The organism is Streptomyces sp. CY-1 (assembly GCF_047218265.1).
Classification (GTDB): domain Bacteria; phylum Actinomycetota; class Actinomycetes; order Streptomycetales; family Streptomycetaceae; genus Streptomyces; species Streptomyces niphimycinicus.
The window spans coordinates 8,941,473-8,955,176 of record NZ_CP178393.1; the positions used below are offsets into that span (position 1 = coordinate 8,941,473).

Consider the following 13,704-nt stretch of genomic DNA (forward strand, 5'->3'; position numbering starts at 1 on the left):
ACATGCCGTTGCTGGAGAACATCCGGGGCCCGCACGACCTCAAGGCGCTGACCGGTGAGGAACTGGACGTGCTCGCCCAGGAGATCAGGGAGTTCCTGATCGACGCGGTGGCCAGGACCGGAGGCCATCTGGGACCGAATCTCGGCGTGGTCGAGCTGTCCATAGCCCTGCACCGCGTCTTCGACTCGCCCGCCGATCGCATCCTGTGGGACACCGGGCACCAGTCCTACGTCCACAAACTGCTCACCGGCCGCCAGGACTTCTCCAAGCTCCGCCACAAGGGCGGACTGTCCGGCTATCCGTCACGGGCCGAATCCGAGCACGACATCATCGAGAACAGCCATGCCTCCACCGTGCTGGGCTGGGCCGACGGCCTCGCCAAGGCCAACGAGGTGCGCGGCGCCACCGACCATGTCGTCGCCGTCATCGGGGACGGGGCGCTGACCGGCGGGATGGCCTGGGAGGCGCTCAACAACATCGCCGCCGCCCGGGACCGCCCGCTGGTCATCGTCGTCAACGACAACGAGCGCTCCTACGCGCCGACCATCGGCGGGCTCGCCAACCACCTCGCCACCCTCCGCACCACCGACGGCTACGAGCGCTTCCTGGCCTGGGGCAAGGAGGTGCTCCAGCGCACCCCCCTGGTCGGCCAGCCGCTGTACGGCTCGCTGCACGGCGCCAAGAAGGGGTTCAAGGACGCCTTCGCACCGCAGGGCATGTTCGAGGACCTCGGGCTGAAGTACGTCGGCCCCATCGACGGCCATGACACCGAGGCGGTCGAGTCGGCCCTGCGCCGCGCCAAGCGGTTCCACGGCCCGGTCCTCGTCCACTGCCTCACCGAGAAGGGGCGCGGCTACCGGCCCGCGCTGGAGGACGAGGCGGATCGTTTCCACACCGTCGCCGCGATGGATCCGCTCACCTGCGCCCCCCTCATCCCCTCCGGCGGCCGCTCATGGACCTCGGTGTTCGGGGAGGAGATGGTGCGGATCGGCGCCGAGCGGCCCGATGTGGTCGCCCTCACCGCCGCGATGCTGCACCCCGTGGGCCTCGCCGGGTTCGCCGAGGCGTATCCCGAGCGGGTGTGGGACGTCGGCATCGCCGAGCAGCACGGGGCGGTCTCGGCGGCCGGGCTCGCCACCGGCGGGCTCCACCCGGTCTTCGCCGTCTACGCCACCTTCCTCAACCGGGCCTTCGACCAACTGCTCATGGATATCGCCCTGCACCGCTGCGGGGTGACCTTCGTCCTGGACCGGGCCGGTGTCACCGGCACCGACGGGCCGAGCCACAACGGCATGTGGGACATGTCCGTCCTCCAGGTGGTGCCCGGGCTGCGGATCGCCGCCCCGCGCGACGCCGACCAGTTGCGCGCCCAGTTGCGCGAGGCGATCGACGTGGACGACGCGCCGACCGTCATCCGCTTCCCCAAGGAGTCGGTGGGGCAGCCCATCGCGGCGATCGACCGCGTCGGCGGGATGGACGTCCTGCGCCGGGGCGAGGACGTCCTCCTCGTCGCGGCCGGGGCCATGGCCGGCGTCGCGCTGCGCGCCGCCGAGCTGCTGGCCGAGCGCGGTATCGGCTGCACGGTGGTGGATCCGCGCTGGGTCAAGCCCGTCGACCCCGAGCTGCCCGGCCTGGCGGCGCGCCACCGGCTGGTGGCCGTCGTCGAGGACAATGTGCGCACCGGCGGGGTGGGCGCGGCGGTCGCCCAGACGCTGCGGGACGCCGAAGTCGACCTGCCGGTACGGACGTTCGGCATCCCCGAGGAGTTCCTGGCCCATGCCAAGCGCGGTGAGGTGCTCGCCGACATCGGGCTCACCCCCGCCGAGATCGCGGGCCGGATCGGGGCGGCCCTGACCCGTGTCGCGGTCCGCCAGGAGCGGGCGGGCACGGCCGCCGAGGACCGTACCGCCGCCCGGGCCCGTACCGTCGCCGCCAAGGAGAGCCAGGCATGACAGCAGCCGAGCAGCAGCCGCGTTCGGGCTTCGACCTCGGGAAGCTGCTGGCCGAGCGTGCCTCGGAGCGGTACGACCTGCACACCCGGCATCTCAACCACCAACTGCCCCGGATGCTCCAGACCATCGGATTCGACAAGGTCTACGAACGGGGCGAGGGCGCGTACTTCTGGGACGACGAGGGCCAGGACTACCTCGATATGCTCGCCGGCTTCGGGGTGATGGGCCTGGGCCGCCACCACCCCGTCGTCCGCAAGGCGCTGCACGACGTCCTGGACGCCGACCTGGCCGATCTGACCCGCTTCGACTGCCAGCCGCTGCCCGGGCTGCTGGCCGAGCGGCTGCTGGCCCACGCCCCCCATCTGGACCGGGTCTTCTTCGGCAACAGCGGTACCGAGGCCGTCGAGACGGCCCTGAAGTTCGCCCGCTACGCCACCCGTAAGCCCCGCATCCTCTACTGCGCCCACGCCTTCCACGGGCTCACCACCGGATCGCTGTCGGTCAACGGCGAGGACGGCTTCCGCAAGGGGTTCGCCCCGCTGCTGCCCGACACCGCCATCGAGATGGGCGATCTCGACGCGCTGGAGCGGGAGCTGGCGCGGGGGGACGTGGCGGCGTTCGTGGTGGAGCCCATCCAGGGCAAGGGGGTGCACGAGACCCCGCCCGGCTTTCTGCGCGCCGCGCAGGAGCTGCTCCACCGCCACAAGGCGCTGCTCATCGCGGACGAGGTGCAGACCGGCCTCGGTCGCACCGGCGACTTCTTCGCCTACAGCCACGAGGACGGCGTCGAACCGGATCTGGTGTGCGTGGCCAAGGCGCTCTCCGGCGGCTACGTACCGGTCGGCGCGACCCTCGGCAGGGACTGGATCTTCCGGAAGGTCTACTCCTCGATGGACCGGGTGCTGGTCCACTCCGCCAGCTTCGGCGCCAACGCCCAGGCCATGGCGGCCGGGCTCGCCGTCCTCGCCGTCATGGAGGACGAGCGGATCGTGGCCAACGCCCGCCGCACCGGCGACCTGCTGCGCGAGCGCCTCGCCGCGCTCGTGGACCGCTACGAGCTGCTGCACGACGTCCGCGGCCGGGGGCTGATGATCGGCATCGAGTTCGGCAGGCCCAGCTCGCTGGGGCTGCGCAGCCGGTGGGCGATGCTCCAGACGGCGCGCAAGGGGCTGTTCGCGCAGATGGTCGTCGTCCCGCTGCTGCGGCGCCATCGCATCCTCACCCAGGTGTCCGGGGACCATCTGGAGGTCATTAAGCTGATCCCGCCGCTGATCATCGGCGAGCGGGAAGTCGACCGGTTCGTCGAGGCGTTCACCGCGGTCATGGACGACGCACACCAGGGCGGCGGCCTGATGTGGGAGTTCGGCCGGACTCTCGTCAAGCAGGCGGTGGCCAACCGCTGACCGATGGGGGACCCGGCATGATCGACGCGACCGCCGTACAGGCCGTCAACACGATGACGGCGAGGTGGGCGCGGGCCGCCGTGGCGGACCAGGGCACGGTCTTCGCCGCCACCGGGGTCTGGCCGCTGCTCGCCCTGCTCGCGGGCGGCGCCGGCGGCCCGGCCCGCCAGGAGCTGGAGGACGCGCTGGGCGTCGGCGCCGACCGGGCCACGGCGCTCGGCGGCGAGCTGCTCCGGGCGCTGGACGGCATGGCCGGTGTCGACGGCGCCACCGGGCTGTGGACCCGCCAGGACCTGCCGATCCGGTCCGAGTGGGAGGCCGCGCTGCCGCCGGGCGTACGGGGTGCGCTCACCGGGGACACCGAGCACGACCGCAAGGAGCTGGACGCCTGGGCGTCGCGGTGCACCCGGGGCGCGATCGCCGAGATGCCGGTGCCGCTCAGCCCCGCCACCCAGTTGGTGCTGGCCGGGGCGCTCACGGTGCGGACGGCCTGGCTCCAGCCCTTCCAGCCGGGTTGGCTGATGCCCGGGAGCGGACCGTGGCAGGGCCGGTCGCTGGCCGGGCTGACCCGGTTCACGGACGACCTCGACGGGGTGCTGCGGGTCGTCCCCGACACCCCGGCCGGTCCGCTCACCCTCTCCGGGATCGCGGGCGGCAACGGGCTGGATGTGCATCTGGTCCTCGGCGCCGAGGAGGCACCGGGCGGCGAGGTGCTGGAGGCCGGGATCGGGGCGGTGGCCGGGCGGTACGCGGGATGGCCCGGCTCGGCGCTGCCGCCGGGCGCGGCCGGGCCCGGAGTCGAGGTCATGGAGGTCGAGAGCTGGGACCCCACGCCCCGGGTGACGCTCACCACCCCGCAGTTCACCGTGGCGGCACGGCACGATCTGCTGCGCCGGGCCGAGCTGTTCGGGCTGCGTACCGCCCAGGACACCGCGCGCGGCCACTTCCCGGGGATCAGCCCGGCCGCGCTGGCGCTGTCCTCCGGGGAGCAGTCCATGACCGCCTCGTTCAGCGCCGAGGGGTTCTGGGCGGCGGCGGTGACCGCGTTCTCCATGGCGCCCGGCTCGGCGCCGCCGCGGCAGAAGGCGAAGCTGATCAGTGTGCGGTACGACCGGCCGTTCGCCTTCCTGGCCGTGCATCGCGCCACCGGTCTGGTGCTGACGGCGGGCTGGGTCACCGAGCCGGAGGCCGGGGCCGACACCATGTGGTGAGCCGTGAGCCGTGAGCCGTGAGCCGTGAGCCGTGAGCCCCGGGGCGGGCTGTCGGTCCCGGAGCGTCGGCCCCGGGGCGGGCGCGGCTTGGCGCTGTCGGCCCCGGGGCGCGGTGCCGTCAGCCGGTGAGCAGCCGCTCGCGGAGCCGCTCGCGCCGCTCGGGGGTGAGCCCGAGCCCCTCGGCGAGATAGCGGTCGGTGCCTCCCCAGGTCTCCTCGATGGTCGCGAAGGCCGCCGCCAGATATTCGGCGCGTGCGTCGAAGAGCGGCAGCAGCAGCGCCATGACCTCGGGGGACATCGGGTCGGTGCCGTCCCCCGGATCGCCCTTGCGCCAGATCTTGTAGCGCCGGTGGGCGGCGGCCGACGCGAGGTAGTCGGCCTCGATGGCCTCCCGTTCGACGCCGAGGGCCAGCAGGGTCACCGCGATGGACAGCCCCGCCCGGTCCTTGCCGGCCGAACAGTGCATCAGCACCGGCGAGCTGTCCTCCGCCATATCGCCGAGGATCCGGCCGTGTTCGACGATCCGGGTGGTGATGATCCCGCGATAGGAGCCGATCATGCGCTTCTCGGCCCGGCCCTCGGCGAGCAGCTTGCGCAGGGTGTCCAGATCGCCCTCGCGCACCATCGTCCAGAACCCGGCGCCGTCGGCCGGGTCGGAGAGCGGCAAGTTGACGTTACGGACCCCGCTGAGCGTGACGTCCGGGCCCTCCAGCTTGATGTCGGCGGCGTTGCGGAAGTCGAAGACGGTGTGCAGGCCGAGCGCGTCGAGAAAGGCCGTGTCCGCCTCGGTGGCATGGGCGAGATGGCCGCTGCGGAACAGTACGCCGGGCCGCACACGGCGGCCGTCGGCAGCCGGCAGTCCGCCGAGATCACGGAAGTTGCGTACCCCCACAAGCCGAGTTTCGGCCTCGGGGACCTGCGGCGACTGCGACTGCTGCGTCACGGGCTCTCCTTCACCATCGGCCGCCGACGCGGCTCGTCGACGAGGCGGGCTGAAGCCGACCATACGACATGGGTGCAACGGGCAATCGGTCTGCCGCCGGTGCGTGGGCATTGCCGCACCGGCCCGCCCTCCCCGATCATGTTGACACCTGTGGAGAATTGGGGGAGCTCGATGATCGAAACCGGTGGAAGCGGTCGGCTCTGGGTGCTCTCGGGGCGGCACAGCAGCTATGCCCTGTACGTCACCGACCGCGATGAACTGCTCCATCTCCACTGGGGGCCGAGGATCGCGGTCCAGGACGCCGAGGCCCTCGCCGCCGAGCCCGGGCCGCCGCAGCGGCCGTTCGAATCACCGCTGGACGGGCGCGAGGAGTACCCGGTGGAGGGCGGCCCGCGGTTCGCCCGCCCCGCCCTGTCCGTACACGCCGGGGGCGTACGCGGCACCGAGTGGCGCTTCAGCAGCGGCACCGTCCTCGACCCCGGCACCGGCCAGGAGCTGCGGCTGCGCTTCCACGACCCGCTGCACCACCTCGACATCACCCTCCACTACCGGATGCTGGACGACGGCGATGTCATCGAGCGCTGGACCACCCTCACTCACACCGGCAACGCCGGCCAGGAGCCCGTGGAGCTGCTGCGCGCCGACTCCGCCGCCTGGTCGCTCCCGGCGCGCGACCGCTGGCGGCTGTCCCATCTGCACGGCCGCTGGGCCGCCGAGAGCCGACTGGCCCGCACCGAACTCACCCCCGGTGAGAAGGTGATCGGCAGCCGCCGCGGCCACACCAGCCACCACCATCTGCCCTGGATCGCGCTGGACGGCGGCGAGGCCACCGAGGAGAGCGGCGAGGTGCACAGTTGCGCGCTCGCCTGGTCCGGGGCCTGGCGGATCGCCGTCCAGCGGCTGGCCGACGGCGCCGTCCAGGCGGTCGGCGGGGTCGGCCACGACGACGCGGGCCAGCTCCTCCTCGCGCCCGGCGATTCCTTCACCACCCCCGTCTTCGCGGGGCTGTGGACCGACGGCGGCTTCGGGGCCGCCAGCCGCGCCTGGCACGCCTGGCAGCTCGCCCGGGTGGTCCCCGGCGCCGACCGGTCCCGGCCGGTGCTCTACAACTCCTGGGAGGCCACCGAGTTCGAGGTGGGCGAGGAGCAGCAGCGCTCGCTCGCGCGGTTGGCCGCCACCATGGGCGTCGAGCTGTTCGTGGTCGACGACGGGTGGTTCGGGGCGCGCACCAGCGACCGGGCCGGGCTCGGCGACTGGACGGCCAACCCGGAGCGCTTTCCGCACGGGCTGAAGCCGCTGGCCGACGAGGTGCACGCGCTGGGGATGCAGTTCGGCATCTGGGTCGAGCCGGAAATGGTCAACCCCGACAGCGACCTCTACCGCGCCCACCCCGACTGGGTGCAGCACCACCCCGGCCGGGCCCGCGCCGAATTCCGCAACCAGCTCGTGCTCAACCTCGCCCGCCCCGAGGTGCGCGAATATCTGTGGGAGCGGCTGGACACCCTGCTGAGCGGCGCGCCCATCGACTATGTGAAATGGGACTTCAACCGCTCCTTCTCGGACGCCGGCTGGCCCGGTGACGCCTATCCGCGGCGGCTGTGGATCGACCATGTACGCGGGCTGTACGAACTGCTGGAGCGGCTGCGCGCGGCACACCCCCAGGTCGCCTTCGAGTCCTGCTCGGGCGGCGGCGGCCGGATCGACCTGGGCGTCCTGGGCCGCACCGACCAGGTGTGGACCTCGGACAACACCGACCCGCTGGACCGGCTGGCCATCCAGCACGGCTTCAGCCAGCTCCACCCGGCCCGGGTGATGGCCGCCTGGGTCACCGACAGCCCCAACGCCATGGGCAACGCACGCGTCAGCTCGCTGCGCTTCCGCTTCATCAGCGCGATGGCCGGAGTGCTGGGCGTCGGCGGCGATCTGACCCGCTGGAGCGAGGCGGAACTCGCCGAGGCCCGCGACTGGGTGGCGCTCTACAAGCGGGTGCGCCCGGTCGTCCAGCACGGTGAGCTGTACCGGCTGCGGCCGCCGGAGGGCGACGGGCTCAGCGCGGTGCAGTACGTACGCGGCGAGGAGACCGTGGTGCTGGCCTGGATCCAGGCGCAGCACTACGGCGACGCACAGCTTCCGCTGCGGCTGCGCGGGCTCGACCCGGCGGCCACCTACCGGGATCTGGAGACCGGGGAGGTGCACCGGGGAGCGGTGCTCGCGCACCGGGGGCTGCGCACCGGGCTGGGCGGCGACCTCGACGCCGCCGTATTCCACCTTCGCCGAAACTGACCAGGTGGGATAGATCACCCCACGTCAAGCCCTGGTTACGGTGGCGTAAGTCACGCCGTCGGGTGAATGATGTCCCGACGTGGCAGACGATAAGGAGAGATTCAGCAACGGATCCATCGGGTCGTACGCAGCCGTCGGCGACAGCTTCACCGAGGGCGTCGGCGACCCCGGTCCTGATGGAGTGTTCGTCGGCTGGGCCGACCGGCTCGCGGTCCTGCTGTCCGACCAACGACCTCACGACGATTTCCGCTACGCCAACTTGGCCGTACGCGGTCGACTCCTTGACCAGATTGTCGCGGAGCAGGTGGCGCGCGCCATCGAGCTCGGCCCGGAACTGGTCACCTTCTGTGCGGGGGGCAATGACATCCTGCGCCCCGGCAGCGACCCCGACGATGTCGCCGAGCGCTACGAGGCGGCCGTCGCCGACCTCAAGGCGCGGGTGGGCACGGTGCTGCTGTGCACGGGCTTCGACACCAGAGGGGTGCCGGTGCTGCGTCATCTGCGGGGCAAGATCGCCACGTATACGGCGCATGTGCGGGCGATCGCCGACCGCTACGACTGCCCGGTGCTCGACCTGTGGTCGCTGCGCTCGGTGCAGGACCGCCGGGCCTGGGACGCCGACCGGCTGCATCTGTCGCCGGACGGGCACACCCGGGTCGCGCTGAGGGCCGGTCAGGTGCTCGGGCTCGACGTACCCGCCGACCCCGATCAGCCCTGGCCCCCGGAGGGGCAGCGCACCGCCGCCGAGGTGCGCCGGGACAACATCCACTGGGCGCGCGAGTATCTGGTGCCCTGGATCGGCCGGCGACTGCGCGGTGAGTCGTCGGGTGACCATGTGGAGCCCAAGCGGCCGGATCTGCTGCCGCTGCGGCCCTGAACGTTCCGTGACCCGAAGCGGTCCCGGAGGAATAGGGGCAGACCCCCGTTGGCGCCCCGAGGCTGACCGCCTCGTGCGCTGTCGCTGCCCCTATTCCCTCGGCACCGCTCGCACGTAGGTCGTGCCTGGATCGTGCGTACGTCGTGGATGGGTCGTACTCGTCCGTGCCCGTCCGTACGGTCGTGCCCTCGCAGGGCCGCTACGTCGCCAGATAGGCCCAGACGGCGCGGCCCGCTCCCCCCTGGTTCGGCCTGACCCCCCAAGCCTCCGAGAGTGCCTCCACCAGCATCAGCCCGCGGCCGCCCTCCTGGTCCGCGGTCACCGACCTGGCCTCCGGCACCGTACGGGCGCACCCCTGGTCGGCCACCTCGAGCCGCAGCCGGGTCCCTATGAGCTGGAGTGAGCAGCGAACCTCCTCGCTGGAGGTGTGGCGCACCGCGTTGGTGAACAGCTCGGAGACGATCAACTCCGCGCTGTCCCGGGTGTCCTGGTCGATGCCCCATGAGCGCAGCCGCCGGACGACATGCCTTCTCGCCTCGGCGACGGACGTGCTCAGCGCCGGCAGACGAAACACGTCGTGGCGGGGCGGAGCGACCACGGTGCCGCCGCGCCCTAACCGGAGAGCCTCATAGGAAGGAGCCACGCCGACACTATGCTCTGTCACACTCGCGTATGGCAAGGTTCAATCTGTAAATTACAGAATCGCAAGCGCAGGCTGTTCGGAATGCTGAGCCCATGCCAGACTGCTGTGTCGTGAAGGTACTTGGAGGGGAACGGTAGTGGCGGATGCGCGGGCGGGCGGAGCCCCGACCGTCCTGCGAGTCGTGCTCGGCAAACGGCTCCAGGACCTTCGGGAGAAGGCCGGGCTGTCGTTCGAGCAGGCCGGGCGCGCCCTGGACGTCACGCATGCCACGATCCGCCGGATGGAGAAGGCCGAGGTCGGCCTGAAGCTCCCGTACGTCGAGAAGCTGCTGCGTACATACGGCGTCGCCGACCCCGAGGAGGTCGAGGGGTTCCTCTCCCTCGCGCGCGAGGCCAACAAGGCCGGCTGGTGGCACCGGTTCCGCGACGTCCTGCCGGAGTGGTTCAACACCTTCGTCAGCCTGGAGGTCGAGGCCAATCTGATCCGGGCCTACGAGCCGCATTACATTCCCGGGCTGCTCCAGACCGAGGACTACGCCCGCGCGGTGCTCCGCGCGGGCATGCCGCATGCGCCCGAGTCGGAGATCGAGCGCAATGTCGCCCTCCGGATGGAACGTCAGGCCCTGCTCACCCGGGACAACCCGCCGATGCTGTGGGTGGTCATGGACGAAACGGTGGTGCGCCGTCCCATCGGCGGTTCCGAGACCATGCGGGCCCAGATCGCGCGGCTGATCGAGGAGGCGGAGGCCCCTCATATCCGGTTGCAGATCATGCCGTTCGACGCCGGCCCGCACCCGGCGATGTACGGCCCCTTCCATATCTTCCGGTTCCCGATCCCGGAGCTGCCGGATATCGCGTACACGGAGTCGCTGGTCAGCGGCTCCTACTTCGACCAGCGCGATGATGTATCGGCATTCCTGGAGGCCCTGGACCGGATGTGCGCGCAGGCCGCGCCTGCACAGACGACTCAGGCCATTCTGAGTCGCATTCGCAAGGAGATCTGAACGATGGATCGCATATGCGGGAGCCGCGTCTACAGCGGCATGCCGGCAAGGGACCTCGGCAGCGAGGGCTGGCACAAGCCTTGGAGTGGCGGCAACGGGGGAAGCTGCGTCGAGGCGATGAGGCTGAAGGACGGGCGGGTGGCGCTGCGCCAGTCGACCGATCCGGACGGACCGGCACTGATTTACACCCCGGGGGAGATGAAACGCTTCATCCAGGGGGCGAAGTCCGGGGAAGCGGACTTCCTGTTTCTGTGACGTCCGGTTCCGCGACGCTCGTGACCAGGGGGATCGAGGGGGAAACCGTGTGACCGACCGACCACGAACCGACCGGCGCGGGCGGCGCCGGGACGCGTTCCAGCACACCGCCCGCGAACACGTCGTACAGGGGAAGCGACTCCAGGTGCACATAGCCGATATGGCAGTCGCAGACGGCTAGCGGACAGGGACGGGGTCGTAGCGCCGCGCGGTACGACCCGTCGTAGAGATTGCCCAGTTCCGTCGGGACGAAATGGCAGCGGCGCACCGTGCCGTCGCCGTCCACCGAGATCACCGAGGCGCCGGTCCGGCATGGCAGACCGGCGCTTCGGTGCGGATGGCGGCTGTAGCCGAAGAGCGGGTCCAGCGCGGTCCACTCGGCCGCCTCGGCGTCCGTATAGGTATGGCCCTCGGCCGCGTTCACCCACAGATACACCTGGTTCGGGAGATCCGCGCGCAGTCGGCGGGCCCGGTCCAGATGGGCGGGCAGCCCCACGATGCCGACGCTGTGGCGCACCCCGCGCCCGGCCAGCTCCCCGCACTTGGCGAGAAACCGGTCGTACGGCGTCTGGCCCGGGTGGTAGGTGCACCACAGGGCGAGGGTGGCCGGGTCGGCCTCGGCCGTCCAGCCGGTCCGGCAGCTCAGATTGGTCTGGATGGCGACCCGCCGGACCTGCGGCAGATGGCTCAGCTCGATGAGCGCGCGGCGGTACCAGGAGCGCACCAGCCCCTCGCCCCACGGGGTGAACAGCACCGACAGCCGGTCGCCGGTCTGCTCCGCCGCCCAGGCGGTGAACCGCTCCAGCGCGGCGCGGTCGGCGCGCAGCCGCTCCGGGCTGTCCCGTCGCTTGGCGAACGGACAGTACGGACAGTCGTAGTCGCACGAGGCGAGCGGACCCCGGTACAGAATGGTCAAGTCCACGCCTGAACCCCTCACTTCAGGTCGTACGCGGCCATGGCGGCGCGCACGGCGGGCGAGAACAGCTCGGGGCCGAGCGCGTCGGAGTGCGCCAGCCCCTCGGGGGAGAGCCGCAGCCGTCCGGGAGCCGCCGCCGCGTCCAGCCAGCCGCGTGCCGCGAACCGGGCCAGCTCCTCGGGGAAGTCCTCGGCCGGATCGGTGCCGAACCGGGCCCGGTAGCCCGCCGCCGCCATCCCCTCGGCCTGGAGGACGGACTGGAGCAGATGGCGCCGGCGGGCCTCGTCGCCGGTCATCCTCCGGCCGTGCTCGGCGCGGGCGAAGTCGGCCGCGGGCCGGGAGACGAAGTCGTCGATGATGCCGCGGATCTCCCGCATGTCGACCGCGTAGTCGAACGAGTAGTGCAGGGCGGAGGTGTAGGAGCGGGCGCCGCAGCCCAGGCCCACCATGCCGTCCGTCTGGCAGGCGTAGTCCTCATCCCCGGTCACGGGCGCGCCCTGGGCGCGGAACATCCGCATCGAGACCTGCTCATAGCCGTGGGCGAGCAGATGGTCGCGGCCCGCGCGGTACAGCCGCAGCCGCCGCTCGTCCCACTCCGCCTCCGCCGCCCGCTCCGCCTCCGGCTCTCTGGCCTCCTTACGGCCGAGCCCGGTCAGCGGGCGGACATAGAGGGGATAGAGATACAGCTCCTCCGGGTGCCAGGCCAGGGCGGCGTCCAGGGACCGGCGCCAACTGTCCTCGGTCTGACCGTCGATGCCATAGATCAGATCGATGTTGAGCACCGGTATTCCCGCGTCCCGGATCCGGCCCAGCGCCGCCTCCACCTCGGCCCGGCGCTGCGGCCGCACCGCCGAGCGCGCCTCCGCCTCGACGAAGCTCTGCACCCCCAGGCTCAGCCGGGTGGTGCCGCGCCCGGCCAGCACCGCGAGCCGGTCGGCCGTGGCGGTGGCCGGGGACGCCTCGACCGAGAGCGGCACGGCGGCCAGGTCCGCGCCCATCCCCTTCTCCGCGATATCGCAGAGCCGCTCCAGCTCGGCCGCCTCCAGGAACGTGGGGGTGCCGCCGCCGAACGCCGCGGCGGCGAACCGGGCGTCCTCGCCGAGCGCCTCGCGCACCGCACCCGCCTGCCGCTCCAGCGCGTCCAGATAGGCGGTCACCAGCCCCTCGGGGGCGCCGATCCGGGTGAAGAGATTGCAGAAGCCGCAGCGCACCTCGCAGAAGGGGATGTGCAGATACAGCGACAGCGCGTCCTTCGGCTCGGCCGCCCACAGCTCGCGCAGCGCGGGACGGTCCACCAGCGGCCGGTAGGCGGTCTTGTGCGGATAGGCGTAGACGTACGACTGATAGGGGCGGACGGTCGAACCGAGCGTGCTGATGTTCATCGGGCCTCGAGGAAGAAGTGGGTGTACGGCACGGTCCAGACGACCTCGTGGCCGAGCCGGTGGCCCGTGTAGCCGTCGTCGCCGTACGCGGTGCCGTGGTCGGAGCAGACGATCGCGAAGGCGGGGCCGCGGGCGCTCAGGGCGGCCAGGAGCCGCTCGACATGGCGGTCCACGTACTCCAGGGCGGCGGCGTGGGTGGTGCGGGTATCGCCCGCCTCGCGGGTGGCGCCGGGCAGATGGAACCAGTTGGGCTGGTGCAGCGCGGAGACGTTCATGAAGAGGAACAGCCGCCGGCCGGGGTCCAGACCGGCGATCACCTTCTCGGCGCGGTCGATCTGCGCCTCGAAGGAGGTGGCGGAGGTGACCCCGAACTCCGGCTCCCAGTGGCTCTCCTGGAAGTAGCCGGGCAGCACCGAGCCCAGCGGCCCCCGCTTGTTGAAGAAGCCGACCCCGCCGATACACACCGTGTGGTACCCGGCCGCCGCGAGCCCCGACACCAGATCGGGCGTCTCGAAGACATAGGTGCCCGCCGCGGTGGTCTCGCTGCCCGCGAAGCGGGCCGCGAACAGCCTGCGGTGCGGTCCGGGGGTGGCCGGGGTCGGCAGGAAACCCGCGAACATCGCCTGGTGGGAGGCGTAGGTGAAGCTGCCGGGGGCGTGCCGCTCGGCCCAGGCGCCGCCGGGCATCCGGGCGCTGAGATTCGGCGTCCGGCCGGTGGCCGCCAGCTCGGCCGCCACGTCGTAGCGCAGGGTGTCGAGGGTGATCAGCAGCAGATCATGGCCGCCCACGACGTCGTTCATATCGGGCTCGGGCAGCGGCGTGGCGGGCTCGGGCAG

At 71.8% G+C, this 13,704-nt stretch carries 12 protein-coding genes; 7 read left to right on the forward strand and 5 right to left on the reverse strand.

The genetic code is table 11. The annotated features are described in order from the left end of the window. Positions 1-2 precede the first annotated feature (2 nt). From dxs to ACK1X7_RS38365, 3 genes are read left to right on the forward strand one after another with little or no spacing between them, the layout of a single operon-like run. Positions 3-1,952: a 1-deoxy-D-xylulose-5-phosphate synthase gene (gene dxs, locus ACK1X7_RS38355; protein ID WP_413116358.1), complete on the forward strand. Its 1,950-nt coding sequence runs from the start codon at positions 3-5 to the stop codon at positions 1,950-1,952. Continuing rightward, positions 1,949-3,355, forward strand: coding sequence for an aspartate aminotransferase family protein (locus ACK1X7_RS38360; protein WP_385156941.1), 1,407 nt, complete (start codon positions 1,949-1,951; stop codon positions 3,353-3,355). Before dxs ends, ACK1X7_RS38360 begins: the two co-directional genes overlap by 4 nt. A gap of 17 nt (positions 3,356-3,372) precedes the next feature. Next, positions 3,373-4,566 carry a serpin family protein gene (locus tag ACK1X7_RS38365; protein ID WP_413116359.1) on the forward strand — a complete coding sequence of 398 codons (1,194 nt, stop codon included), beginning with the start codon at positions 3,373-3,375 and terminating at the stop codon, positions 4,564-4,566. Between the two features lie 118 nt (positions 4,567-4,684). On the opposite strand, the gene ACK1X7_RS38370 is transcribed toward ACK1X7_RS38365, so the two are convergent. Further along, positions 4,685-5,509, reverse strand: a complete 825-nt coding sequence (locus tag ACK1X7_RS38370) for a tyrosine-protein phosphatase (RefSeq protein WP_413116360.1) — start codon at positions 5,507-5,509, stop codon at positions 4,685-4,687. Between the two features lie 171 nt (positions 5,510-5,680). Here ACK1X7_RS38370 and ACK1X7_RS38375 point away from each other — a divergent pair, with 171 nt between their 5' ends. Then, the gene (locus ACK1X7_RS38375; RefSeq protein ID WP_390795567.1) at positions 5,681-7,792 is read left to right on the forward strand and encodes an alpha-galactosidase; all 2,112 of its coding nucleotides are present in this window, start codon (positions 5,681-5,683) and stop codon (positions 7,790-7,792) included. Between the two features lie 79 nt (positions 7,793-7,871). After that, on the forward strand, positions 7,872-8,669 hold the full coding sequence (locus ACK1X7_RS38380) for an SGNH/GDSL hydrolase family protein (RefSeq protein ID WP_398158696.1): 798 nt from the start codon (positions 7,872-7,874) through the stop codon (positions 8,667-8,669). Positions 8,670-8,868: 199 nt separating this feature from the next. On the opposite strand, the gene ACK1X7_RS38385 is transcribed toward ACK1X7_RS38380, so the two are convergent. Then, positions 8,869-9,312 (reverse strand): ATP-binding protein, encoded by a 444-nt coding sequence (locus tag ACK1X7_RS38385; protein ID WP_237298680.1) that lies wholly within the window; start codon positions 9,310-9,312, stop codon positions 8,869-8,871. 136 nt (positions 9,313-9,448) lie between these two features. Here ACK1X7_RS38385 and ACK1X7_RS38390 point away from each other — a divergent pair, with 136 nt between their 5' ends. Then, positions 9,449-10,315, forward strand: coding sequence for a helix-turn-helix domain-containing protein (locus ACK1X7_RS38390; protein ID WP_093465983.1), 867 nt, complete (start codon positions 9,449-9,451; stop codon positions 10,313-10,315). A gap of 3 nt (positions 10,316-10,318) precedes the next feature. Beyond that, entirely contained in the window at positions 10,319-10,570 is a 252-nt protein-coding gene (locus tag ACK1X7_RS38395; RefSeq protein ID WP_216345773.1) for a DUF397 domain-containing protein, read from the forward strand. On the opposite strand, the gene ACK1X7_RS38400 is transcribed toward ACK1X7_RS38395, so the two are convergent. From ACK1X7_RS38400 to ACK1X7_RS38410, 3 genes are read right to left on the reverse strand one after another with little or no spacing between them, the layout of a single operon-like run. Further along, the gene (locus tag ACK1X7_RS38400; RefSeq protein WP_385153603.1) at positions 10,524-11,492 is read right to left on the reverse strand and encodes an STM4011 family radical SAM protein; all 969 of its coding nucleotides are present in this window, start codon (positions 11,490-11,492) and stop codon (positions 10,524-10,526) included. The two genes, ACK1X7_RS38395 and ACK1X7_RS38400, sit on opposite strands and share 47 nt — an antisense overlap. 11 nt (positions 11,493-11,503) lie before the next feature. Next, on the reverse strand, positions 11,504-12,868 hold the full coding sequence (locus tag ACK1X7_RS38405) for an STM4012 family radical SAM protein (RefSeq protein WP_413116361.1): 1,365 nt from the start codon (positions 12,866-12,868) through the stop codon (positions 11,504-11,506). Beyond that, positions 12,865-13,668, reverse strand: coding sequence for an STM4013/SEN3800 family hydrolase (locus ACK1X7_RS38410; protein ID WP_398158714.1), 804 nt, complete (start codon positions 13,666-13,668; stop codon positions 12,865-12,867). Before ACK1X7_RS38410 ends, ACK1X7_RS38405 begins: the two co-directional genes overlap by 4 nt. Positions 13,669-13,704: the final 36 nt, after the last annotated feature.